The sequence below is a fragment of the Lysinibacillus sp. GW247-5R2A genome (assembly GCF_059424475.1).
This window is the reverse complement of the sequence record NZ_JBWKZL010000006.1, coordinates 249869-273669: the sequence shown is the minus strand read 5'-3', so window position 1 is coordinate 273669 and position 23801 is coordinate 249869. Positions and strand designations below refer to the sequence as shown.

Annotated in this window: 25 protein-coding genes and 2 tRNA genes; 15 read left to right on the top strand and 12 right to left on the bottom strand. The window is 39.0% G+C overall.

Going from position 1 to position 23801, the window contains the following annotated elements; translation table 11 throughout:
• Nucleotides 1-80 precede the first annotated feature (80 nt).
• Together AC07YC_RS11810 and AC07YC_RS11805 are read left to right on the top strand one after the other, a co-directional pair.
• Nucleotides 81-171, top strand: a tRNA-Ser gene (locus tag AC07YC_RS11810).
• Between the two features lie 2 nt (nucleotides 172-173).
• Nucleotides 174-245: transfer RNA gene (locus AC07YC_RS11805), tRNA-Glu, on the top strand.
• A 120-nt stretch (nucleotides 246-365) separates the two neighbouring features.
• On the opposite strand, the gene AC07YC_RS11800 is transcribed toward AC07YC_RS11805, so the two are convergent.
• Genes AC07YC_RS11800 through AC07YC_RS11790 form a run of 3 tightly spaced genes read right to left on the bottom strand, consistent with a single transcriptional unit; the run spans nucleotide 366 to nucleotide 3235 of the window.
• Entirely contained in the window at nucleotides 366-1163 is a 798-nt protein-coding gene (locus AC07YC_RS11800; protein WP_494919466.1) for an ABC transporter ATP-binding protein, read from the bottom strand.
• 15 nt (nucleotides 1164-1178) lie between these two features.
• On the bottom strand, nucleotides 1179-2234 hold the full coding sequence (locus AC07YC_RS11795; RefSeq protein ID WP_008180327.1) for a FecCD family ABC transporter permease: 1056 nt from the start codon (nucleotides 2232-2234) through the stop codon (nucleotides 1179-1181).
• Entirely contained in the window at nucleotides 2234-3235 is a 1002-nt protein-coding gene (locus tag AC07YC_RS11790; protein ID WP_336635289.1) for a FecCD family ABC transporter permease, read from the bottom strand. The genes AC07YC_RS11795 and AC07YC_RS11790 overlap by 1 nt, the downstream gene beginning before the upstream one ends.
• 146 nt (nucleotides 3236-3381) lie before the next feature.
• Here AC07YC_RS11790 and AC07YC_RS11785 point away from each other — a divergent pair, with 146 nt between their 5' ends.
• Nucleotides 3382-4377: an ABC transporter substrate-binding protein gene (locus AC07YC_RS11785; RefSeq protein WP_494919465.1), complete on the top strand. Its 996-nt coding sequence runs from the start codon at nucleotides 3382-3384 to the stop codon at nucleotides 4375-4377.
• A gap of 118 nt (nucleotides 4378-4495) precedes the next feature.
• On the top strand, nucleotides 4496-5704 hold the full coding sequence (locus AC07YC_RS11780) for a diaminopropionate ammonia-lyase (protein WP_494919464.1): 1209 nt from the start codon (nucleotides 4496-4498) through the stop codon (nucleotides 5702-5704).
• 52 nt (nucleotides 5705-5756) lie between these two features.
• Here AC07YC_RS11780 and AC07YC_RS11775 read toward each other — a convergent pair whose 3' ends face one another.
• A complete protein-coding gene (locus AC07YC_RS11775; protein ID WP_494919463.1) occupies nucleotides 5757-7070 on the bottom strand; it encodes a trypsin-like peptidase domain-containing protein in 1314 nt (437 codons plus the stop codon).
• 176 nt (nucleotides 7071-7246) lie between these two features.
• Between AC07YC_RS11775 and AC07YC_RS11770 the strand changes: the two genes are divergently transcribed.
• The 3 genes from AC07YC_RS11770 to AC07YC_RS11760 all read left to right on the top strand — a co-directional run bounded on the left by AC07YC_RS11770 (nucleotide 7247) and on the right by AC07YC_RS11760 (nucleotide 9509).
• Nucleotides 7247-8008 (top strand): MerR family transcriptional regulator, encoded by a 762-nt coding sequence (locus AC07YC_RS11770; protein WP_336635293.1) that lies wholly within the window; start codon nucleotides 7247-7249, stop codon nucleotides 8006-8008.
• Nucleotides 8009-8081: 73 nt separating this feature from the next.
• Nucleotides 8082-8534, top strand: coding sequence for a TraR/DksA C4-type zinc finger protein (locus AC07YC_RS11765; RefSeq protein ID WP_494919462.1), 453 nt, complete (start codon nucleotides 8082-8084; stop codon nucleotides 8532-8534).
• A gap of 45 nt (nucleotides 8535-8579) precedes the next feature.
• The gene (locus AC07YC_RS11760) at nucleotides 8580-9509 is read left to right on the top strand and encodes a dipeptidase (protein WP_494919461.1); all 930 of its coding nucleotides are present in this window, start codon (nucleotides 8580-8582) and stop codon (nucleotides 9507-9509) included.
• A 14-nt stretch (nucleotides 9510-9523) separates the two neighbouring features.
• On the opposite strand, the gene AC07YC_RS11755 is transcribed toward AC07YC_RS11760, so the two are convergent.
• Nucleotides 9524-10441, bottom strand: a complete 918-nt coding sequence (locus tag AC07YC_RS11755; RefSeq protein WP_008180339.1) for a 1,4-dihydroxy-2-naphthoate polyprenyltransferase — start codon at nucleotides 10439-10441, stop codon at nucleotides 9524-9526.
• Between the two features lie 248 nt (nucleotides 10442-10689).
• Here AC07YC_RS11755 and AC07YC_RS11750 point away from each other — a divergent pair, with 248 nt between their 5' ends.
• From AC07YC_RS11750 to AC07YC_RS11720, 7 genes are all read left to right on the top strand, one after another.
• Nucleotides 10690-12075: an isochorismate synthase gene (locus AC07YC_RS11750; protein ID WP_494919459.1), complete on the top strand. Its 1386-nt coding sequence runs from the start codon at nucleotides 10690-10692 to the stop codon at nucleotides 12073-12075.
• Nucleotides 12068-13783: a 2-succinyl-5-enolpyruvyl-6-hydroxy-3-cyclohexene-1-carboxylic-acid synthase gene (menD, locus tag AC07YC_RS11745; RefSeq protein WP_494919458.1), complete on the top strand. Its 1716-nt coding sequence runs from the start codon at nucleotides 12068-12070 to the stop codon at nucleotides 13781-13783. The genes AC07YC_RS11750 and menD overlap by 8 nt, the downstream gene beginning before the upstream one ends.
• Entirely contained in the window at nucleotides 13780-14589 is an 810-nt protein-coding gene (gene menH, locus AC07YC_RS11740; RefSeq protein ID WP_494919456.1) for a 2-succinyl-6-hydroxy-2,4-cyclohexadiene-1-carboxylate synthase, read from the top strand. The genes menD and menH overlap by 4 nt, the downstream gene beginning before the upstream one ends.
• Nucleotides 14590-14655: 66 nt before the next feature.
• Nucleotides 14656-15474 carry a 1,4-dihydroxy-2-naphthoyl-CoA synthase gene (gene menB / locus AC07YC_RS11735; RefSeq protein WP_008180343.1) on the top strand — a complete coding sequence of 273 codons (819 nt, stop codon included), beginning with the start codon at nucleotides 14656-14658 and terminating at the stop codon, nucleotides 15472-15474.
• Between the two features lie 151 nt (nucleotides 15475-15625).
• Nucleotides 15626-15841 (top strand): hypothetical protein, encoded by a 216-nt coding sequence (locus AC07YC_RS11730; protein WP_494919454.1) that lies wholly within the window; start codon nucleotides 15626-15628, stop codon nucleotides 15839-15841.
• A gap of 34 nt (nucleotides 15842-15875) precedes the next feature.
• Nucleotides 15876-17300, top strand: coding sequence for an o-succinylbenzoate--CoA ligase (locus AC07YC_RS11725; protein ID WP_494919453.1), 1425 nt, complete (start codon nucleotides 15876-15878; stop codon nucleotides 17298-17300).
• A 143-nt stretch (nucleotides 17301-17443) separates the two neighbouring features.
• The gene (locus tag AC07YC_RS11720; protein WP_494919452.1) at nucleotides 17444-18622 is read left to right on the top strand and encodes a transglutaminase domain-containing protein; all 1179 of its coding nucleotides are present in this window, start codon (nucleotides 17444-17446) and stop codon (nucleotides 18620-18622) included.
• Here AC07YC_RS11720 and AC07YC_RS11715 read toward each other — a convergent pair.
• From AC07YC_RS11715 to ytzI, 4 genes are all read right to left on the bottom strand, one after another.
• Nucleotides 18616-19641 carry a metal ABC transporter solute-binding protein, Zn/Mn family gene (locus AC07YC_RS11715; RefSeq protein ID WP_494919450.1) on the bottom strand — a complete coding sequence of 342 codons (1026 nt, stop codon included), beginning with the start codon at nucleotides 19639-19641 and terminating at the stop codon, nucleotides 18616-18618. The two genes, AC07YC_RS11720 and AC07YC_RS11715, sit on opposite strands and share 7 nt — an antisense overlap.
• Before the next feature lie 108 nt (nucleotides 19642-19749).
• A complete protein-coding gene (yidD, locus tag AC07YC_RS11710) occupies nucleotides 19750-19983 on the bottom strand; it encodes a membrane protein insertion efficiency factor YidD (RefSeq protein WP_008180348.1) in 234 nt (77 codons plus the stop codon).
• A complete protein-coding gene (locus tag AC07YC_RS11705; RefSeq protein WP_175423068.1) occupies nucleotides 19980-20141 on the bottom strand; it encodes a hypothetical protein in 162 nt (53 codons plus the stop codon). Before AC07YC_RS11705 ends, yidD begins: the two co-directional genes overlap by 4 nt.
• Nucleotides 20142-20192: 51 nt before the next feature.
• The gene (gene ytzI, locus AC07YC_RS11700; RefSeq protein ID WP_094029594.1) at nucleotides 20193-20339 is read right to left on the bottom strand and encodes a YtzI protein; all 147 of its coding nucleotides are present in this window, start codon (nucleotides 20337-20339) and stop codon (nucleotides 20193-20195) included.
• Between the two features lie 137 nt (nucleotides 20340-20476).
• Between ytzI and AC07YC_RS11695 the strand changes: the two genes are divergently transcribed.
• Nucleotides 20477-20794 carry a transposase gene (locus AC07YC_RS11695; RefSeq protein ID WP_494919469.1) on the top strand — a complete coding sequence of 106 codons (318 nt, stop codon included), beginning with the start codon at nucleotides 20477-20479 and terminating at the stop codon, nucleotides 20792-20794.
• A 66-nt stretch (nucleotides 20795-20860) separates the two neighbouring features.
• On the opposite strand, the gene AC07YC_RS11690 is transcribed toward AC07YC_RS11695, so the two are convergent.
• From AC07YC_RS11690 to AC07YC_RS11680, 3 genes are read right to left on the bottom strand one after another with little or no spacing between them, the layout of a single operon-like run.
• Nucleotides 20861-21532: an AroM family protein gene (locus AC07YC_RS11690; protein WP_494919448.1), complete on the bottom strand. Its 672-nt coding sequence runs from the start codon at nucleotides 21530-21532 to the stop codon at nucleotides 20861-20863.
• Complete coding sequence (locus AC07YC_RS11685) at nucleotides 21505-22680, bottom strand: amidohydrolase (RefSeq protein ID WP_494919446.1); 1176 nt, start codon at nucleotides 22678-22680, stop codon at nucleotides 21505-21507. The genes AC07YC_RS11690 and AC07YC_RS11685 overlap by 28 nt, the downstream gene beginning before the upstream one ends.
• Nucleotides 22677-23747, bottom strand: coding sequence for an amidohydrolase family protein (locus AC07YC_RS11680; RefSeq protein WP_494919445.1), 1071 nt, complete (start codon nucleotides 23745-23747; stop codon nucleotides 22677-22679). The genes AC07YC_RS11685 and AC07YC_RS11680 overlap by 4 nt, the downstream gene beginning before the upstream one ends.
• Between the last annotated feature and the right edge of the window lie 54 nt (nucleotides 23748-23801).

The following is a 23801-nucleotide window of genomic DNA, read 5'->3' as shown; positions in this document are numbered from 1 at the left end:
AGCTCAGTTGGTAGTAGCACCTGACTGTTAATCAGGTTGTCGCAGGTTCGAGTCCTGCCTTCGGAGCCATTTTTTTGTGTGGGGAAGTACTCAAGAGGCTGAAGAGGCGCCCCTGCTAAGGGTGTAGGTCGGGTAACCGGCGCGAGGGTTCAAATCCCTCCTTCTCCGCCATTGGCCCGTTGGTCAAGTGGTTAAGACACCGCCCTTTCACGGCGGTAACACGGGTTCGAATCCCGTACGGGTCATACTAAGTGCAGTAGATGAATTTACATCTACTGCACTTTTTTTATGAACGGAAAAGAACAGGTAACAAGAAAGCCTTCGCCAGATATTCAATCGGCGAAGGCTTGTTGTTTTTAGAAGACTTACGTAATATTTCGTCCTTTACCATAAGGAATACATAAAGGTGTTCCGAAGATTGGATCTGATGTCATTTGACATTCAAGATCAAATACATGGCTAACTAATTCTGTCGTCATGATCTCTTCAGGCTTACCTTGGCGATAAACTCCTCGATCACGTACAGTAATGATATGATCGGCATAACGACAAGCGAGGTTGATATCATGTAAGACCATAATAATTGTTCGCTTTTGCTGTTGATTTAATTCAAATAATAAATCTAACACTTCTATTTGATGAGTTAGATCTAAATAAGTTGTAGGCTCATCTAAAAGAATAATATCTGTATCTTGAGCAAGTGTCATAGCAATCCATGCACGTTGACGTTGCCCACCCGATAGCTCATCCACTGGTCTATCTCGTAATTGCTCCGTACCTGTTGCTTTTAAGGCATTCAGCACAATTTCCTCGTCCTTCTCCGTCCATTGCTGGCGCCAACTTTGATAAGGAAATCGTCCTTGTTTAACGAGCTGTAAAACCGTTAAGCCTTCTGGTGCTACTGGTGATTGAGGAAGTATAGAAAGGTTTTTAGCTACTTGCTTTGTAGATAGTTTAAAAATATCTTCGCCATCTAATAACACAGATCCCTTTTTGGGCTTTAATAATCGAGCGATAGAGCGTAAAAGTGTAGATTTGCCACAGCCGTTCGCTCCAATTAAGACAGTAATTTCATTCAAAGGGATAGATAAATTGAGATCTTCGATAATATTGGAATCACCATAACTTAATGTTAGGGATTTAGTTAATAAGGATTCAGTCATGTTGTATGGACTCCTTTATTTATTAGGATTTCTAAATAATAAATAGATAAAATAAGGAGCACCGATGGCAGCAGTAAAGACACCAGCTGGCACTTCTAAAGGGCTAAACGCAGTACGACCGATAATATCAGCAACCATTACGAGCAATGCTCCAATGGCTGCGGAAGTTGGAACAAGTACTCCGAACGATGAACCAACGATACGACGTGCGATATGAGGGGCCATCAACCCTACAAATCCAATTGCCCCCGCAAAGGAAATGGCACTTGCTACTAAGCAGCAACATAAAAGAATTAAATAAAGACGAGTTTTTTGAACGGATTGTCCTAATCCTGCCGCTGTATCATCACCTAATTCTTGTACATTTAACTGACGTGTAGTAAAGAACGTGACAAGTAGGAGTACTAGTATTAAGGGCACAACGATTTGAACTTGATCCCAGTCTGCGCTTTTGACGCTCCCAGTAATCCACTTATTTGCTTCACTTGCTTGATAGATAGGACCAATAATCATTAGCATGGTCGTAATGGCTTGCATCAATGCGGATACACTAATACCGATTAAAACAAGACGATTTGGCGTAACACCATCTTTCCATGCAAATAGGTAAACCAAACACCCAACTACAGTAGCACCTATAAAACCTGCTAATGGCATCCATTCTATACTGACTGTTAAAGAGTGATTAGAATCACTGAAAATGGCTAAGAAACCAACAACAGCTGCACCGCCCCCAGCAGATATTCCAATAATATCAGGAGAGGCCAGTGGATTTTTAATGATTCCTTGTAAAACAGCACCTGCTACAGCTAGCGCCATACCAGTAAACATAGCCATAAAAATTCGGGGCATTCGAAAATCAATAATGATCAACTGATCAAAATCAGAGCCTTGGCCGAAGAGAGTTTGTACAACTTTAATAGGACTAATAAAAGAATCCCCGAATGATGCGCTAAGAAAGAAAACCGCTAGTGTTAGAAAGCTAATCACCAGTAATTTTTTCATAGCTTGTACATCTAATAAAAAGGATATTTTTTTCTGAAATAAACGGACTGTTCGTATGTTTTTCATTATTTTTTTCCACCTTTTCGCGCAAGGTAAATAAAGAATGGCGCGCCAATCATTGCGGTCATGACTCCGACTGGTACTTCTTGTGGCATGATGATATATCGGGCTGCGACATCCGCTAACAATAATAAAATGCCTCCAAGTAAGGCAGCCATCGGAATAAGCCATCGATGATCCGTGCCGACAAACTTACGCGCAAAATGGGGAACTACAATGCCAATAAAACCGATGGGGCCAGCGATAGCAACAGCACCCCCTGCTAAAAAAATAACAATCAAACCTACAATTATTTTCATTAACCCTATACGTAATCCTAGTCCTCTTGCCACATCATCTCCTAGCGCAAGAGTATTCATTTTAGGGGAAATGATTAGAGCAGCTATCCACCCGATCACTAAATATGGGAGAACTGAGAGCAGAATTTCGAGTTTTCGCCCTTGGACAGAGCCAGCTAGCCAAAACAATACTTGCTCAAGTTCTGCTTCATTTGTAGCGAGTAACCCTTGTGTAAATGATGCAAAAAGTGCACTAATGGCAGCGCCTGCTAAAGTAATTTTTACGGGTGTTACGGCATCTCTTCCGGAGAAACTGATTGCATAAACAGCTAATGCCGCGATGGCAGCACCTAGAAAGGCGATCCATGCAAATGATTGTAAACCTGAAATATGGAAAAAAATCATGGCAAAGACAACGGCAAATCCTGCTCCAGCATTTATCCCTAATATTCCAGGAGAAGCTAAAGGGTTTTTCGTTAAAGTTTGCATAAGCACACCCGTAATCGCTAACGATGCGCCAACACAACTGGCTATAAGTGCTCTTGGAATACGAACATTTTGAATAATGATATGTTCATTTGAATGGTTAAAATGAAAAAAAGATTCAAGGGTAGTTTGGATAGAAGTATTTGCATAGCCATAGACAATACTAATGCCCATGCAAAGAAGTAGTAGCAAAACCCCTACGATTAAAGCGAACGTTTTAGAATAATTATTTTTTAAAATCATGTTTAAACTATACTCTTTTCTTTCATAATTATTAAAATATGTATTGACACTAATAAGCTCATACAATAAGATTAGTAACGTTCTAAGAGACAAATGAAACTGATTTTCATTCTCGTCAATTATGCTTAAACATTTTATCATATACAATGGGGGAAGAAAAGGTGCAAAAAGGATTTCAAAAACTCTTAGTTTTGCTAGCTATTGTTGCTATTTTTGTTCTGGCAGCATGCGGTAATTCTAACGATGATAAGAAAGAAGAAAGTTCAAAAGAAAGCAATGCTTACAGTGTAGAACATGCTATGGGAACAACTGAAGTAAAAGACACACCAAAACGCATTGTTGTTTTAACAAATGAAGGAACAGAGGCACTTTTAGCGTTAGGCATTAAGCCAGTTGGTGCGGTACAATCATGGACAGGTGATCCGTGGTATGATCATATTAAGGATCAGATGGAAGGTGTCGAAGTAGTCGGAATTGAACATGAAATTAATTTAGAAAAAATTGCTTCATTAAAACCAGATTTAATCATTGGTAATAAATTACGACAAGAAAAAGATTATGCGAAACTTAGCAAAATTGCGCCAACCGTGTTCTCTGAAACATTACGTGGTGATTGGAAAGAGAACTTTCAGTTATACGCAAAAGCAGTAAATCAAGAAACAAAAGGTAAAGAAGTGTTAACAGCTTACGATGATAAGCTACAAGCGTTAAAAGAAAAACTTGGTGATCAAACAAACCAAGAAGTTTCATTTGTCCGCTTTATGGCAGATAAATCTCGTATCTATTACACAGATTCATTCTCAGGTATTATTTTTGATGCGTTAGGATTTAAACGTGTTCCAGCGCAAGCAGATTTATTTAAAGATAATGCAAAGCTAGGAAACTTAGCTGTAGAGGTAGGGAAAGAAGTAATTCCTCAAATGGATGGGGATGTTATTTTCTACTTCACATACATGCCAACAGGTGATGATTCAGCATTAGCAACTGAACAAGAGTGGACACACGATCCTCTTTGGAAAAACCTTTCTGCTGTTCAAAAAGGCAATGCACATAAAGTAGATGATGTCATTTGGAATACAGCTGGAGGAATTCTAGCTGCTGATATTATGCTAGATCAGGTAGAAGAAATCTTTACGAAATAATTAATGGATAAGCTATACATTCATCGAAATAAGATGAGTGTATAGTTTTTTTATTTCCGTATGAGCGTTTTGTATATTTTAGCGATATAGACTAAAATGTGGGAGAGGGGGTATAGCTATGAGTGAAAAATTAAAATGGGTTCCTAATCAACATTATGTAGGGCAAGATACTGACGAACAAATAACAGCCTTACTTTCGAATTTTACACTAGAACAGTGTAAGAAAGTTAGTCAATTCCAACGTACATATGAGAAGTTTGAAATAACACCACTCCATCATTTAGCATCATTGGCTTCCTATATGGATGTAGAAAAAATCTGGATAAAAGATGAATCGTTTCGATTTGGTTTGAATGCCTTTAAAGTACTAGGAGGCGTTTATGCTATCGCACAATATGTTGCCAGTATGCTCAATAAAGATATTGAAGATCTTTCCTTTGAACAATTAAAGTCATCAGAAATAAAAGATCAGTTGGGTGAGTTAACGTTTATTTCAACAACTGATGGGAACCATGGTCGAGGGGTAGCTTGGGCAGCTCGAGAGCTAGGTTTTCAAGCACGAATCTATATGCCTGCTGGTAGCGCCAAGGAACGATTACAAAATATTATCAATGAGGGAGCCTATGGTGAAATTACCGCGATGAATTATGATGATACTGTTCGTTATACTTCTCAGCTAGCTGAAGAGCATGGTTGGATTTTAATTCAGGATACAATGTGGGATGGCTATGAGGAAATTCCATTATGGATTATGCAAGGCTATACAACTCTAATACAAGAGGTTGTTGAAGAGATAGAACAAGCACCGACTCATGTGTTTTTACAGGCTGGAGTAGGGTCCTTTGCAGCAGCAGTAGTTGCCTTTTTAAGACAATACTATGAGCAGGAAATGACGATTGTTTTAGTGGAGCCGCATGTAGCTAATTGTTATTATAGAAGCTTTAAAGCGGGGAACAATGAATTTGTAACTGTTGGCGGCGACATGCAAACGATAATGGCAGGGCTTGCGTGCGGCGAACCAAATCCTCAGGCGTGGCAGCTGTTAAAGGCCTATACGAAAGTAAGCATTAGCTGTGGAGAAGAAGTAGCAGCAACAGGAATGCGTATCCTTGGAAATCCATTGAATACCGATACACGCATTGTAGCAGGTGAATCGGGAGCAGCTCCATTTGGTTGTTTTTATGAAATCATGACAAATGATCGTTATAAACAATTAAAAGATACGTTACAGTTAAATGGCGATGCGAGAGTATTATTAATTAATACAGAGGGTGACACGGATAAAGAAAATTATCGACAAATAGTGTGGCATGGAAAATATCAATAGTAATTTAGACGAAAGCCATCGAGGAGTTACTCTCGATGGCTTTCAGACGATATTAGTGAATTTTAATAGCGGCAATTTTATAAGCACCATATTCATCTGTGATTACCGTATATGTCTTATACCGATCGTAAAATTGATAATTACCTTGGGCATCATAGAAATCAAAGGTTTCATTCATATCAACATAGTATTGGCCATTCGAATATTGTACATCAAGGACTTCATTGTTTGTAAAATAGAAGTAATTGCCCTGATACGCAATTTCATTTATATATTTTTCTAGTTCTTTATAAGCAGAACTACTAGGTGCAAGCATATCGGCAATCCAATAAAAATCACCTTCATTAAGGGCCATTTCATAGTATAGGCGGAATGCTTGCACGAATTGCCCTGCTAACAAATTGTCTGCTTCAGTAGTAGTTTCTGTATGACTAGCAGGTTGTTCACTGCTTTCGTATTGATTAGCAACAGAACGAACCTCATTTGCAGAAAGAGGCTGAGCAATCCACCCATCAAATTGGTCTACCATACTGTATAGAGGGATAGAGAAGGCGAAGTGTGTGCTTGTTTCGGTTGTGTAAAGTAATGAGTTAATCCCAATTACATTTCCTGTATTGACATCCACCAAGGGACCACCACTACTGCCTTTATCAATTTGTGCATCGACCTGATATATTTGTTTGTATATAAAATTTTCAAGCTTCATATCCCGTTTATTGCCTGTTATATAGCCAATGGAGGCTGAATTTTCAAAGCCTTGTGGACTTCCAAAGGCAATGACTTCTAAGCCGATAGGTGATTCTGATGTTTCAATACCTAATGGTGCTTTGTCTTGGTAGCTAGGAACATGTATTAAAGCTATATCATAACGATCAGATATACCGACTACTGTACCAGGTGATTCTTGACCCATAGAATTTCGAACCATTACTTCGACTTCACCTTGGACAACATGCGCATTAGTAATAACATACCCCCCTTTTTTATAGAGGAAGCCGGAACCTTGCGCATTGTTAGTTAGAATGGTGAATACCTTTTGTTGAATCTCCTTTATAAGAGTGACACGATCAACCTGCTGTGCATGAGCTTCTTGCTTTTTCGTCAGTTCCTCAGAGGAAACTTGCTTTGTCTCTAAGTTCTGCTTGTCATTTATTTCCGAGTAAGTGGCTGCATTACCTTTTTTATTGGAGAAGAAATCCCAATAGGCATAGCCCAGCCCACCAATTGCAAGGAAACAGACGGACAATACGATAATGGCCCATGTTGGGATACCCTGTTTTGAGGGTGTATTTGTCAATTTAGTACCACAACCCGAGCAAAATTTACTGTCATTTAGATTCTCATGCTGACAATTTGGACATTTCATCCTATTACCCTCCTATGAAATATTTACTATTTATATCGGTTGGAAAATATAGTTTTATAGGTAGTTATGGAATTATATGAACGGAGAGGATGATTATAGGAAGAGAAAAAAATTATTTTTCCTATTGACCTTAACGTTGCGTCAAAGTTTACAGTAGCAGTAATGGAGGTGAAAACATGGAATATACAATTCAAGAGCTTGCCCAATTGTCTGGTGTAAGTACGAGAACTCTGCGTTATTATGATGAAATTGGGCTACTGAAACCAGCTAGAACCAATGAGGCAGGCTATCGATTTTACGGTCAATCTGAAGTCGATTTGCTGCAGCAGATTTTATTTTACCGAGCATTGGATATGAAGCTAGCAACTATTCAGAAAATTATTCAAGCTCCTCATTTTCAACATTCCGAGGCGCTGAAGTCACATAAAGCTGCTCTGCTTAAACGAAAAGAACAGCTTGAGACGATCTTACAGACGGTAGAAAAAACGATACTATCAATTGAGGGGGAAAGACCTATGTCAAATGAAGAGAAATTTAATGGATTTAAAGAAAAGCTAATCGAGGATAATGAAAATAAATATGGTCAAGAAATTCGTGCCAAATATGGAGATAAAACGGTAGATGCTTCGAATGCTAAGCTCATGAATATGACAGAGGAACAATTTCAGGCAATGCAGCAATTGGAGCAGCAAATGTTTGAACGTTTAACAGAAGCAATGGGGTTGGGAGACGCAACAAGTGATATTGCAATGGAAGTCGCAGAGCTCCATAAACGATGGTTGAGCTTTTCATGGAAAGAATATTCTAAAGAGGCACATGCAGGGCTCGCTCAAATGTATATAGCAGATGAACGTTTCACCGCTTATTACGACGAGCGTAGTGTAGTGGGAGCTGCGCAGTTTTTACACGATGCAATCGTAGCTTATACGAGTAAATAAATAAACCTTCCTTATGCTGATGTTTTAGAAACAATAAATTAGGAAAAAATGAAAGCATAAGGAGGAGATTTTTTTGGATCAACAAGTTATGCAAAAGTTAAAAAGACAATTGGAGCAAGAATTACAAGAAATCGAAAAGCGAATAGATGAATCAGAGCGTCCCCAAGCGACAGAGCTATCAAATTATGATAATCATCCAGCTGATAATGCCAGTGATTTAACAGATCAGCTTACAGAAATGGCTATTGATGAGCATCGTGGCGACAATGCAGAGGAAATAAAAGAAGCTCTTCAAGCAATGGCTGACGGAACATATGGCAACTGTACTGTCTGTGGTAAAGAGATTCCAATTGGACGTTTAGAGGCTATGCCGCAAGCTCTGACATGTGTCGAGCATGCGGAAAAGAAAGAAGATCATTTACGACCAGTGGAGGAGGATGTGCTTTCTTCAACACCAAGATCTGATGATTTTATAGAGCTTGAAGAATTTGGTTCTTCTGATACACCACAGGATAAAAATCAGTAAGTATTTTCCTTACTAAAGCAGTATAATAGCTGTAGAGGTGAGAAGATGAACATTATTGATTTACATTGTGATGCACTTTTGAAATTAACAACGCTTGAAGCGGCTAGTTTTGCAGAGGATGTGCGAATACACGTCAATCAAAAAAGACTGCAGTTAGGGCAAATAAAAGCTCAAGTATTCGCCATCTTTATTGACCCAGCAATCCCTCAAAACCAACAATTTCTTGAAGTCATTCGCCAAATAGAAGCATTTCATACCCATGTCTTACAAACAGAGGGCATGGTGCATATTACAGATTGGGCACAGCTAGAACAATTGGCTCCCCATGAAATAGGAGCTATCTTAAGCTTAGAAGGTTGTAGCGCAATAGGCGATGATTTAACAAAGCTAATTGCTGTACTTGATGCAGGTGTCAAATTAGTCGGTTTAACGTGGAATGAAGAAAATGCTGTTGCCCATGGAGCGGAACAAGATGCAAGTCTTGGATTGAAGCCATTTGGTAAAGAAGTCATTCAACTATTAAATGACGGTGATATTATTATTGATGTCTCCCATTTAAATGAACAAAGCTTTTGGGATGTGTTACCGTTAGCAAAGCATATTATTGCTAGCCATAGTAATGCACGAGCATTATGTGATCATCCTCGTAATTTAACAGATGCACAAGCGAAGGCCCTTGTAAAACATGGAGGGCATATCCATGTTGTTTATTTTCCACTCTTTATTGGTGGTCAAGATGCAACGCTAGAACAATTGGTAAATCATGTGGAGCATTTCGCCAATTTAGTAGGTGTCGAGCATATAGGGTTGGGCTCAGATTTTGATGGCATAGATGTGACTGTAAAAGGGTTAGCTCATGCCGGAGAGGCTCAAAATTTATTAGAGGCATTACGAACTCGCTTTTCAGAGGAAGAGGTACATGGCATTGCTAGTCAAAATTTCACACGGTATGTAAAAAAAGCAGCAACCCGATAAGGCTGCCGCACTTTTTAAAAGAAATAATCAATTAATAAACCAATTCCTAATAGGAAGCCGAAGAATGTATTCGTTTGCGCTGTATATTTCATCGCAGGCATCACTTCTTTGGCTTCTTTTTTATCTCTGAATATTTGAATGGCACGCAATGGTTTAGGGATACTTAAGAAAATAATCAAAGCCCAAAAAGTAATGCCATCAATTGCAACAAGGGCGATCACCCATAAGTATGAAACGATAAAAAATCCTGATAGCACGGAGATTGCATTATCACGTCCTACCAAAATAGCCAATGTTTTGCGTCCACCTTCTGTATCGCCAACAATATCACGAATATTATTGGATAGCATAATAGCACCAACTAAAATCATACTTGGAACGGAAAGTAAGACGGCATCCAGTGTTACTGTAAGCGTTTGAATATAGAAAGCAATTAAAACGATTCCCATTCCCATTACTGCCCCAGAAACAATTTCTCCAAAAGGTGAATAGGCGATTGGATATGGCCCACCTGTATATAAGAAACCAATCAGCATACAAACTAGTCCGACAGCAGCTAACCACCAAGATGTGGAGGCACATATGTAAATGCCAAGTAGCATGGCAATAGCATAAAAGCTTAGCGCAATCATCATAATCGTTTTTGGTTGTACACCATGACGGACAATCGTTCCGCCAATTCCGACAGAATCCTCGTTGTCTAATCCTAATTTGTAATCATAATATTCATTGAACATATTCGTTGCTGCTTGAATAAGCATACTTGCAATGAGCATAGCAAAAAATAGTCCAAAATCAATTGTTTCTTTTTCAATTGCTAGTGCAATTGCTGTTCCTAGGAATACTGGAACAAATGAAGCGGTTAAAGTATGTGGACGTGTTAAATGCCACCAAACTTTAAAACCCCTATCAGCTTCAATGACTTTGGTCATAAGGTCTTTCTCTCCTTCAAATGTTGTCGACTCTTCTTATTTTAAACGAAGATTGAGAAAATGGGTAGGTTCACAGCTTATTACATACTGTAAAATGAAAAAAAGTGATACAATAGAACATGCATTTATGAACTGAAAATAAAAATAGGGTGGATAGCAACAGTACGAATGACACGGTTGCCAGCCCAAAAAATGATGTATTTTCGCCATCATTTATTATGTACACTGCAACAACGGAGGTAATTTTCATGCAACAGAAGTGGTACCAAGCCACAGAAGTAGAAGTGGACTCTTTGGGCCAAAGCCTTCATTTTTATATGGAAACAATGGAAGTGAGTCACCTATCTGCATTAGCATTTTATGCAGCAGGTGAAGAGTGCTATAAAGGTGAACGATTTTATTGGCAAAATAGAGAAAAAACAATGACATTAGTTGGGCTAGGACATGCCCATACCATTCAAAATAATAAAAAAAATGATCGTTTTGATGCTGTAGAAGCTGAATGGAAGAGTTTAACAAAGAATTGTCTGAAAGGACAAAGCGAGCTTCAACCTATTTTGTTCGGGGGCTTCACATTTGATCCACAAAATAATGTTGCTGGGGAATGGACGGGTTTTCCAGAGGCTTATTTTGCATTAGCGACTTTTCAGCTTGTCATACGAGATGATAAGGCATATGTGAGCATTCATCTTCTGACACAGGATCGGGATGGTGAGGCTCAGTTTGAGGCATTGAGAAAAGAGCGAGATCATTTAGTTCATGCCGCACAGGTTAAGGAAGTGAAAACGTATTCAAAACCTGAAATATCAAGCTACTTTGAGCCTTATAAAGACCCTTATTTAGCTTCTATTGACCAAGTGACAGCTTTAATTAAGCAAAAGAAAGCGGATAAGGTTGTTATTGCACGATCACTTGCACTGCAATTTAAAGAGCAAATAACTGCTCCACAAGTGCTGTCGCACATTATCCATGAACAACCAGAAAGTTATTTATTCGGCTTAGAGCATGAAAATCTATTGTTCTTCGGAGCATCACCTGAGCGCCTTGTAAAAGTGGAGGATGGTCGGGCATTTTCTTCATGTGTTGCTGGTTCAATTAAGCGAGGAAAAACAGCAGAAGAAGACGAGGCTTATGGACAAAGCTTGTTACAGGATCCAAAAAACGGAGGGGAACACCAATATGTTGTCGATATGATTGCTGACACATTCCGTAAAAATTGTGTGGATATCACCCTTCCTGAAAGTCCACGTCTATTAAAAATAAGAGATATTCAACATTTATATACACCTGTCGAAGGTCAGCTCAATAAGGATGCTACGATATTACAGCTCACAAAAACTTTACATCCTACTCCAGCATTAGGAGGCGTACCACGTATGGAGGCTTTGGCAGCTATTCGTAAGTATGAACCGATGAATCGAGGCTTGTATGCTGCACCAATTGGCTGGTTAGATGCAGAGGGAAATGGAGAATTTGCAGTCGCGATACGGTCAGCGGCATTGCTTCATGATAAGGCTTATTTATATGCCGGTGGCGGTATTGTAGCAGATTCAGAACCACAATCTGAATATGATGAAACATTAGTAAAATTCCGTCCAATGCTTCGTGCGCTAGGAGGACAATTACATGAGTGAACGAAAAATTTTAACAGATTATGTTTATAAAATGGTCGCGTCGTTCGTACAAGCTGGGGTAGAAACTGTTGTCGTTAGTCCAGGCTCACGTTCAACACCTCTTGCCTACGCGGTCGCTTCTACAAAACAAATAAAAATGTATCGTCAAGTAGATGAGCGCTCAGCTGCTTTCTTTGCTTTAGGGCTTGCGAAAGCTACTGCTAAGCCTGTTGTTCTCTTATGTACATCCGGTACAGCAGCAGCAAACTACTTTCCTGCAATTGTTGAGGCAAGCTATGCTCGTGTGCCGCTGATTGTCATCACAGCTGATCGACCACATGAACTACGAGAGGTAGGTGCACCGCAGGCAATTAATCAGCCTCATTTATATGGTTCACATGTGAAATGGAGTGTAGATTTTCCATTAGCAGATGGTGCTGCTCCTACATTGCCTTTTATTGAACGTCATATTGCCCGAGCAGTAGCAATTGCTACCAGTGCGCCTTTTGGACCAGTGCATATAAATGTTCCTTTCCGAGAGCCTTTATTAATTGATTTACAGGATGAATTGCCAACCATGACATTTAAACATAGCAGCATGGGACAATTAATCCCAACAAGCGCTGCTATGCAGGAACTTTCCGCTATATTAACGTCGACTAAGAGAGGCTTTATTATTGTTGGAGAATTAGCACTTGGCACGGACCTAGCGTTTGTCTGGGAATTTGTACGTCAGTTGAAATGGCCAGTCCTAGTAGAAAGCTTGTCAAATATGCGTGCAGCTGTACCAGAGGATTGCTTACCGTATCTTGTGACAACCTACGATGCCATTATGAAGAGTGAGGATTTTAAGGCACTTGTTCAGCCGGATACAGTTTTACGTATAGGGGCACAGCCTGTTTCTAAATTTATCATGCAATTTATTACAAAAACAGAGCCAAATGCTTATGTCATTATTGATGAAGATCCTATGTTTAGAGATGCTACTGGCGTATCTACACATTTTATTCATGCCAATATCGATCAATGGTTAACACAATTAGCCATTACTAACACGGCATTTGAGGAAGCATACTTAGCCGAATGGCAAAAAGCCAATCAGTTGGCTGCTACTTATATTGAACAGTATTCAGAGATAGAAAAAGATGAAGGTGCGATGGTCAGTCGTTTACTGAAAATGATTCCTGATGGTAGCGATATATTCGTTAGCAGTAGTATGCCAGTGCGTGATATTGATACGTTCTTATTAGCAACACCGAAGGATATACGTTTCTTTGCGAATCGTGGGACAAATGGGATTGATGGAGTAGTATCTACAGCATTGGGCTTTAGTGAAGGAAATGACCGAGAAACCTATTTATTGATTGGTGATTTAGCCTTTCTACATGATGTGAATGGGCTGATTGCTTCTAGATACCAAGAATGTAACTTAACCATTATTGTGATGAATAATGATGGTGGAGGTATTTTTTCATATTTACCTCAATCAACAGTAGAAGCCCATTACGAGGATCTTTTTGGCACACCAACAGCACTTGAATTCCATGATATTGCCCATATGTATAATATGGATTATATTCGAGTAGATGCTATCTCTGAATTATCAGAGAGGTTTTCATCAGACAAAAAACAGCCTTTACGCTTAATTGAAATATTTACAGATAGAGCAGAGAACGTTCAGTCTCATCGAGCGTTATGGAATCGTATTAATGCGGAGTTTAAAGCATGACGAGCTTATTAATCCGAGGACTTAAAACCCATGTGGACATATGGAATGAAAACGGTAGCCATACATTAGTTGCTTTACATGGATTTACGGGAAGCACGGCTACCTGGTGCAATCTGGCACAAGCTCTGCCGGATGTCCGTGTTATTGCGATTGATTTAATTGGGCATGGGCAAACAGCTACTCCAGAGCAAATTAAGCGTTTTTCCATGGAGGAACAATTACAGGACTTAGAGGAATTGTTTTGTCAGCTCCATATGGAGAAGTTTACATTATTGGGCTATTCAATGGGAGGCAGAATTGCATTATCTTATGCCATTGCGTTTCCTGATCGGGTTCAAAAGCTTATTTTAGAAAGTGCATCTCCCGGTTTACGAACAGTGGAGGAAAGACGTGAACGTAGTGAGAGAGATGACATTTTAGCACAAAAAATCATCACTAATGGGTTAGTCTCCTTTGTGAATGCATGGGAGAATATACCGCTTTTTGCATCACATCGTCATCTTCCTGACACTGTGCGAAAGGCTATTCGTGCAGAAAGACTTTCACAGAGGGAAGAAGGATTGGCTGGTAGCTTAAGAGGGGTTGGAACAGGAACCCAGCCTTCGAATTGGCACCTCTTGGACCAACTAGAAATACCTGTGCTACTGATTACGGGTTCATTAGATGAGAAATTTTGTAAAATTGCACTAGAAATGAAAGCGCTATTAAAAACTGTTAGGCATATGACAGTAATTGATGCTGGACATGCAATTCATGTGGAAAATCCCGCTGAGTTTGCTACAATAGTAGAGGAGTATATAACGTAATATTATACTTGTTACGTTAGCGCCTCGATAATAACGAGACGAATTTAGAATATAGGAGGCAATTCAATGACACGTCAATGGACTTCATTACATACTTATGAAGATATTAAGTATGAGTTCTATAACGGAATCGCAAAAATTACGATTAATCGTCCAGAAGTGCGTAATGCATTCCGCCCAAAAACGGTTATGGAAATGATTGATGCATTTTCACGTGCACGCGATGATAAAAATATCGGTGTAATTATTTTAACAGGTGAAGGTGAACATGCCTTCTGCTCAGGCGGAGATCAAAAAGTTCGTGGTCATGGTGGCTACGTAGGAGACGATGAAATCCCACGTCTAAACGTTCTTGATTTACAACGTTTAATCCGTGTAATTCCAAAACCTGTAGTGGCAATGGTTGCAGGCTATGCAATTGGTGGAGGACACGTATTACATGTTGTTTGTGATTTAACAATTGCTGCTGACAACGCTCGCTTTGGACAAACAGGTCCAAAAGTAGGGTCATTTGATGCTGGTTACGGCTCAGGCTATCTTGCTCGTATTATTGGACATAAAAAGGCTCGTGAAATTTGGTACCTTTGCCGTCAATACGATGCACAACAAGCGCTTGATATGGGCTTAGTTAATACAGTGGTTCCTTATGACCAATTAGAAGATGAAACTGTTCAATGGTGTGAAGAAATGCTACAAATGTCGCCAACTGCATTGCGCTTCTTAAAAGCAGCGATGAATGCAGATACAGACGGCTTAGCAGGTCTTCAACAAATGGCTGGTGACGCTACACTTCTTTACTACACAACAGATGAAGCAAAAGAAGGTCGCGACGCTTTCAAAGAAAAACGTCAACCAGACTTTGGCCAATTCCCAAGATTCCCTTGATTTATTAGCTAGGGTGCTTGTAAAGCTCGTATCTATTAGAGATACGAGCTTTTTTGTATGCCTGGGAAATTGGGAGTATGTAGAAGCAAAGTGACGGATAAAACAAGGAAAGTGACGGATAAAAACGAAAAAGTGACGGATAGAGCAGAAAGTGACGGATAGAGCAAGGAAAGTGACGGATAGAGCAAGGAAAGTGACGGATAAAACAATTAAAGTGACGGATAGAACAATTAAAGTGACGGATAGAGCAAGGAAAGTGACGGATAAAACAATTAAAGTGACGGATAAAAACACAAAAGTGACGGATAAAACAAAACTACAGCGTTTTAAAAGCAAATGCATCACGAATAGACAAGCGCTAGGGTAAAGCGTTAAGATGTAGGGTGATTGGAGTGACAAATATGTATCCGAATTGGATTATACAGCGTGCCTATTTAACACCGTTACGTAAGGCATTAACTTATAAAGAACAAAGTTGGACTTTTTTAGAGTTGAATGATTTATCTAGTAAGCGTGCTCGCCAATTGGTGGGACTGGGTATAAAGCGGGGTGATCGGATTGCCATCATGGGGCCAAGTAAACCAGAGCTTGTCATTACCATGTATGCTTGCATGCATTTACAATGTGAGATGGTTATGCTAAATCGTAGGTTGTCACAGGATGAACTTGGCTACCAGTTGGCGGATTCTGAGGCAGTTGCCGTATTAATTGCGGATGAAGATGTAAATAAGTTGCCTGCAAATACGGCTCATTATTTATTTTCAACGATTGAAGAGGGGGAAGAAGGAGCATTCGATATCGGAAAGGAATGGCCTTTGGATCAAACAACAACGATTATGTATACCTCTGGGACAACAGGCTTTCCTAAGGGGGTCCGTCAAACGGTAGGTAACCATCAGGCTAGTGCAACGGCCTCGGTTTTAAATATTGGCCTACAGGCTGATGATGTTTGGCTATGTGCTGTTCCATTATTCCATATTAGTGGATTTTCGATATTAGTGCGTTCACTGTTATATGGCAATCAAGTCTATTTATATGATCATTTTGATGTAGAAGCTATTACGCATCATATTATGAATGGTGAAGTAACGCATATGTCAGTTGTAGCTGTGACGTTGGAAAGAATTTTACATACGTTGGAGCAACTTAAAGCTAAGGCTTCCTCCCGTTTTAAATTAATGCTTGCTGGTGGAGGACCAGTGCCAGCTGATTACCTAGCGCGAGCACACTCGTTAAACTTAGCTGTAGCTCAAACATATGGTATGACGGAAACCTCCTCACAAACAGCTACATTAGCAAGTGAGGATGCGATTCGGAAAATTGGCTCTGCCGGAAAGCCTTTATTTTTTAATCAAATCAAAATTGTAGAACCCAACGTGCAAGGTGAAGGAGAAATTTGCATTAGAGGACCCCATGTTACACCTGGCTATATCGGCCGTTTTGCACAAAAAAGCGCCACGCGAGATGGCTGGTTGTATACGGGAGATATTGGCTATCTAGATGAAGATGGTTATCTATTTGTCATAGATCGCAGAGCAGATTTGATAATTTCTGGTGGAGAAAATATATATCCCGCAGAAATAGAGAATGTACTGCTTATGCATCCAGCTGTTAAGGAGGCGGGTGTATGTGGTGCCGATGATAAGCAATGGGGACAAGTACCGGTTGCTTTTATTGTGTTGAATGAACAAATATCAGTCGAACAATTACAAGCCTTCTGTCAACAGAAGCTGGCTAAATATAAGTTGCCAAAGGAAATTATTATCACAAACAGTCTCCCACGAAACGGAGCAGATAAGCTGCTTAGACGAAAATTACTACAATAAAATACACGTAAAAAAAGAAGCCTTTTGTACGCTAGGCTTCTTTTTATTTTGTAAATATTTGAACTTTTAGCATGAAATTAATCATTCATTAACATAATAAAAAAGGAGAGGCATAAACTATTTAGTAAAGGAGAATGACTCATATGAGGAAATATATATATAATGTTGTCATTATATTATTTGTTCTACAAATGAGTCATGTGCAAGTTTTTGCAAACTATGAAAAAGATGATGTAGCAACTGCTGATTCAATTAAAACACTACAATCTCTCATTAATAAAGAAGTTATGCAGCTATCAACGGAATTCTCTATTTACTATACTGGTGACATATCTGATATTAAAGATGAACTAACAGACATTACGAAAGGTGCGATTCAAAACTCTTATATTTATACTAATATTTCTAGCTTTAAATGGAAGTATGATGGTTATAACAAAAATATAGCTATTGCTTTTACATTTACCTATCATCTTTCACAAACAGAGGAAGCAATGGTCGAGCAAACATTGACGGATATTATTGCACCTATGCAAGGATTAAGCGACATACAAAAATTACAGGCTGCACATGATTTTATTGTTCTAACTGCGGAATATTCAAAAGAAACAGAAGGAAGTCAGTATTCCCCTTATACGCTGCTGACAGAAAATAAGGGAGTCTGTCAGGCATATGCATTAGTGCTTTATCGAATGCTAGAAATGCTGGGCTTTGAGGTGCAATATGTACCTGGAAAAGTGGGCGAGCAGCTCCATGCCTGGGTATTAGTGAAACTTGATCATAATTGGTATCATATCGATGTGACGTGGGATGATCCATTACCTGACCGGAAGGGGGAAGTACGTTATCAATACTTCCTAGTGTCGGATCGCCAATTATCGCAGGATCATACATGGGACTATGCAAGCTTCCCTGCTGCAACAAGTGAGAAATATTCTGAAATGCAGGAAGTAACAAAAAGACAAAGTGTAACAACGCCTTTGCAGGAAGGTTTTAATCCAAATAAGGGTATATCTATAATGGACGAAAATAGGCTAGCTAACAAACCATTCATAGAAAAGCCTACAAAACTTGTTTCACAAAACCAGAACGATTCAAACACTATAGATTCTTTTGACGTTAATGAATGGGCAACGATTTTAGTAGAAAGTATGGTGGCTTTCCTAGTGCCTTATTCACAAGAAATTCAAGTGTTCCAAACAACGAAGCGGTTCCTATCGATTGAGCGAACAGAAAAACAAATGCCGCAAGAAAAATACGTCATAATAAAGGAGGTGTCCCATCCAGTTTCGGGGCACCTCCTTCTTTCAATCAATTATTGACTGCTTAAAGCTTTATCTAATGTTTGAATGTTTTTCTTCATCAATGTGAAGTAAGTTTCTTTATTTTTTTCATCGTCGGCCGTTAATACACTTAAATTATGCAATACAAGTGATTCTGCACCAACTTCTTTTTGAATGACCTCTGCTAATTTTGAAGAGACATTTTGTTCAAATAAAATATAGTGAATATGCAATTCATTCGCTTTATCAACAATCGATGTTAGTTCTTTTTGTGAAGGTTCATTTTGAGAATTTAAGCCAGCAATAGGTACTTGTGTTAGACCGTATTGACCTGCAATATAGCCGAATGCTGCATGAGATACAAAAAATGTTTTATTTTGTGCTTGATCAGCCATTGCTTTAAATTCACCATCTAAATCTTGTAATTCTTTTACCAATGCCTCGTAATTTTGATTAAAAGTAGATTCTTGTGCAGGCATTTTTTCCACTAACGTGTTTTTAATAGCAAGTGCTAAATCCTGACTAATTGTTGGAGACAGCCAAACATGAGGGTCGATATCTCCATGCTCATGGTCGTCATGTCCGTGACCTTCTTCTGCATGATCGTGTTCTTCTTCTGTTGTTGCATGCTCATGATCATGGTGTTCATCTTCAGCATGCACATGACCTGTGCTGATAGCTAATTTTTCATCAGACACCTCATCAGCAGTTGCCACCATTGTGACATCTTCATTGGCTAAAGTCTTTTTAGCATTTTCAACGAAGCCCTCAAGTCCTAAGCCAATATAGAAAAAGATAGTAGCATCTGCTAATTTCATCATATCCTTTTGTGTTGGTTCAAATGTATGTTCATTAGCACCTGCAGGATAAATAGAAGAAACATCCACAAAGTCACCGCCAATACGCTGTGCAAAATAGCTTAAAGGATAAACAGTAGTATAAATTGTTAATTTATCCGTCTCATTCGAAGATTTTGGGGAAGTAGATGATTGATCTCCGCAAGCAGCGGTAAACAGGGCAAGAACTGTGACTAGCAATAATACATAAACTTTTTTCATATAATATAATCCCTTCTTTAAATAGTAACCATTACGATTTATTTTTTAGAACAGTTATTATAATAACGCACAATTTCAAAAAGTACAAGAAAAAATGACCTCCGAAAATTAATTCTTTTTCGAAGGCCATTTTTCTGGCACTGGATCAAAGCCACCAGGATGAAAAGGATGACATTTGGATATACGTGTAATAGTTAGAATAAAACCTTTTAGCGCCCCATGCTTTTGAAAAGCTTCGAGGCCATAAGAAGAACATGTGGGATGGAAACGACAAGTAGGTGGCGTCATAGGTGAGATATATTTTCTGTAAAACTTAATGAGCCAAATAAAGGGATATTTCATCGTTGTTCTTCCTCTTGTTGCGATGTAAATTGTTCTGGCTTTGCGTCAATTGTTTGCGTAAAGATATTATTTTTTTTCTTGATAATGAAAATGACAGAAAGACCGAACATTAACATCATCATAGCAATCATAATAATAATTGGTAATGGTACACCCATTGCTTTCACTCCAAATTCAATTAGTAAAATTTATCAATAATGAATGACTTGCTAGTTCTCCTCTTGATGATAGCTTTGTTTAGGTTTTTCATCAACGGTATGTTTAAAAGCATAGGCACGGTTGACACTGATAACTGTCGCAATAGTGATAATAATAACGATGATGATTGCGACGATTAAGAGCGTAGTTAAACTCATCATACTCACTCCGTTCTTTGTTCATCATACTTATTATAAGTGATATGGACATTTTAATTGTGAAGGAAGTTTGACATTCCAAAGAATAAAACAACATCATTCTCTCCATACTATGGGAAAAGGAGTGAATCGTAATGATGAATCGTCAGCGTGTATATTTTTCACTTGCCAATAGAACCTATTATACGAATCCATATGCAGGGCCTTGGAATTTTGAGCTGAATGTGGATCGACAAGCATTAGATGTTTTTGAGAAAATTTTTCAGCAAATGCAGTTATTAGAAATTTCCAATGCATGGCGTGCACAGTTACCGTATATCCAATATCACTTAGATAGAGAAAATGATGAAATTGATTTAAGATTGATGAAAATTTATGCATTAGTTCATGAGTATGGAGATGAGGAAACGAAGTCATTTGTGGAGCAGCTACCTTATTTTAATAAGAGAGTCTAATGGGGTCTGATTTTCACTTTGAGTGTCGCCACTCTCAGTGAAAATCAATCACCTCAGTAGAGGATATTAATATATTGCCTTTAATATAGTAAAAACAGCTTCACGTGGGACGATGACAGGTATATTCAGTTGATGTTTAATCATATTTTTCATCGATGTGGAATAGCCCATACAATCAAGAATGAGCAAATCAGCACCCTCATATTCTAATTGCTGTGCCTTTGCTAATAAATCGTGTGCATTAAAGTGATAAGGTGAACTTGCTGAGAAGTTCACGTCAAAATGCGCTTTTTGCCATTTTTCTGCAACCGTTATTTGTTGATCAGGCTCAGGGCCTATTAAACCAATGGCTAATTCCGTATGAAGGCCTTTCACTAAATTAGTCATCATACGATCCGGGAGTAAAAGATTTTTAAAGGATAGTTTATTGGCAAAATCGCCTGTACACATTAGTAAAATCCAAGTAAAGCCATGGAGATCATGAAGGCATTGCTGAATATAAGGCATAAGCTTTGCTTTACTTAGCCTTACCTGCTGACCATTTGTCAGGAGAGTCACTAAAACATCCGTGTCTTCCTGTGAGGGAGATAGCGCCGCAATTTCAGATGATGATAGGGAATCAAGGACACCAAATTCATGAACATGGAGGCCATCTTGTCTTAAATGCTGAATATCCTCCGCCATATCTTTACGAGGAGCTTGACCAATAGTTACAATGGCAATTTTTGAGTGTTCCATTGTGCTTCCTCCGCTTCAAAATATTTTTCTCCGTTTACATAGGTTTGTAGTACTTTCGCTTCGGTTTCAAAAATAGGGTGAGACCACACAACAAAATCAGCATCTTTCCCTTCCTCAAGACTACCAATTCGATGATCAAGCTGTACAAGCTTAGCGGCATGTAACGTAATGCTTTTTAAAGCTGTTTGTTCATCTAGCCCATAACGAATTGCTTCAGAGGCGCAATATTTTAAGTACTGAATGGGTACAAAGGGATGATCTGTCATGATAGCAAAAGGAATATTATGCTCCTTAAATATCGCAGCAATGGCTGGTGTAGAATGCCGGGTTTCATATTTAGATGGTGTTAACATATAGGGACCAAGCGTTGCATGGAATCCACTATTTTTTACTGCATCAACAATAAGATAGCCTTCTGTACAATGCTCTAAATGGAGCTTCACATTAAATTCTTTGGCAATTCGTATAGCGGTCATAATATCATCTGCTCTATGGCAATGAAGACGAAGGGGCATTTCTCCACGGAGTACCTCAATAAATGGTCGTAATTCGGAATTTTGGAATACCTCTTCAGCTTGCTCCGGTTCATTCAGCAGGCTAGCCCGTTGGAAGCCATCCCGTAGCAGCTGAGCAATCGCCATACGGGTCATTGGCTTTCGTTTATATTGATTACCAAAGACGTTCTTTGGATTTTCCCCCAATGCTCCTTTTAATCCACTTCGTTCTACTAGGACGCGAGAAGCGAGAGTGGGACCTGCTGTTTTCAGGATACTCCAAATACCACCAATAACATTGGCACTACCAGGACCAGTTTGTACAGTTGTCACGCCCCCTTCAAGGGCATGCTGAAAGGAGAAATGGCGAATATCAACACTGTCTAAAGCATGCATAAGCGGCGTAAATGGTTCGCTATATTCATTAGCATCATTAATATCTTCAGTTACTTCTGCCCATGTCCCTACATGTGCATGGATATCAATTAATCCAGGTGTGACATATGCTCCCTGTAGATCGATTAAGTGCGCATGAGGAGGAATTTCTTTGGCAGGCCCTACATAAACAATGCGTCCATCTTCAACCCATAGCTGCTCAAAAATATCATTTTGTTCATTAACTGTGAGAAACGTTGCATGATGATAAATGTTCATTTTGACATACCTTCTTCCGTTGCATAAACTTTTTCCCCTTTAATAAAAGTAGCGATAACCTGTGCATCTAAATTTAATGGATGTTTATCCCAGATTACAAAGTCAGCATAAAGGCCATCACGAATAGCACCAGTTTTATGGGCAATGCCAAGGAAATTAGCAGCGCCCGTTGTCAATGTATAGAGAACATCGGAGCGTGACATACCTTCTCTGACAGCTAAACAACCTTCTAATGTTAGATGGGATGTGCTACTAACTGGGTGATCTGTACAAAAAACAAATGGAATTGTTTGAGTGAATAGCTGACGATATAGCTTTGGTGACAGCTCCATCATCTCATTATGCTCAATATAACGGAATGTCGGCCCGGCAATAACCGTATGGAAAGCTGTCTCTTCAACAAGAGGAATTTCCGTGCCATGAATAATATGAAAGTCAAAAGCATTGTTAAATTCTTGTTGTAGTCGATGAATTAATTCAATATCGACAGCTTTATGGGCCCGTACAACAATTTTATGGATGAAAGGTTCCTGTTGTTGAATTTGTTGGAGTGTGTCCCTTAAGATTTTAGCAATGCCCATACGAGTCAATGGCTTTTTCTTTTCAGCAAAAAATGTACTTTTTGCTTGGTGCCCAATAGAAAAGGAATATGCAACATCTTTGGCAATCATCATTTCATCTACCGTTGTATGTGTATGATGAATGATAGCCGTTTTGGCACCAATTAAGCTTTTGGGAGAAGGAACAATATGCGATGCTGTAACCCCATGTGAGACAGACTTTTGAAAGGCTACATCAAAGGGGTAAATGCCATCAATAACTGAATATTGTAAGTGCGAATCAAATTCATAGCTATCATCACCTTCCCAACGAATGCCAATTTCAGCTAAACCAATTTGTGAACAACTATCGATAAGGCCAGGGGTAATATAATAGCCATCTAAATTTATTTCATTCTCGGCAGTATGTGTAGCTTGTTTGAAATATTCTCCTTGCACTTGGAATGACTGTTTATCAAAGCTACGAGTGTCAGAGTTAAAGACAAGCCCATTTATATATCGAGTCATCGGATTAGATCTCTCCTTATGAAGAAAAGCGGAGACAAGAATCTCCACTTTTCT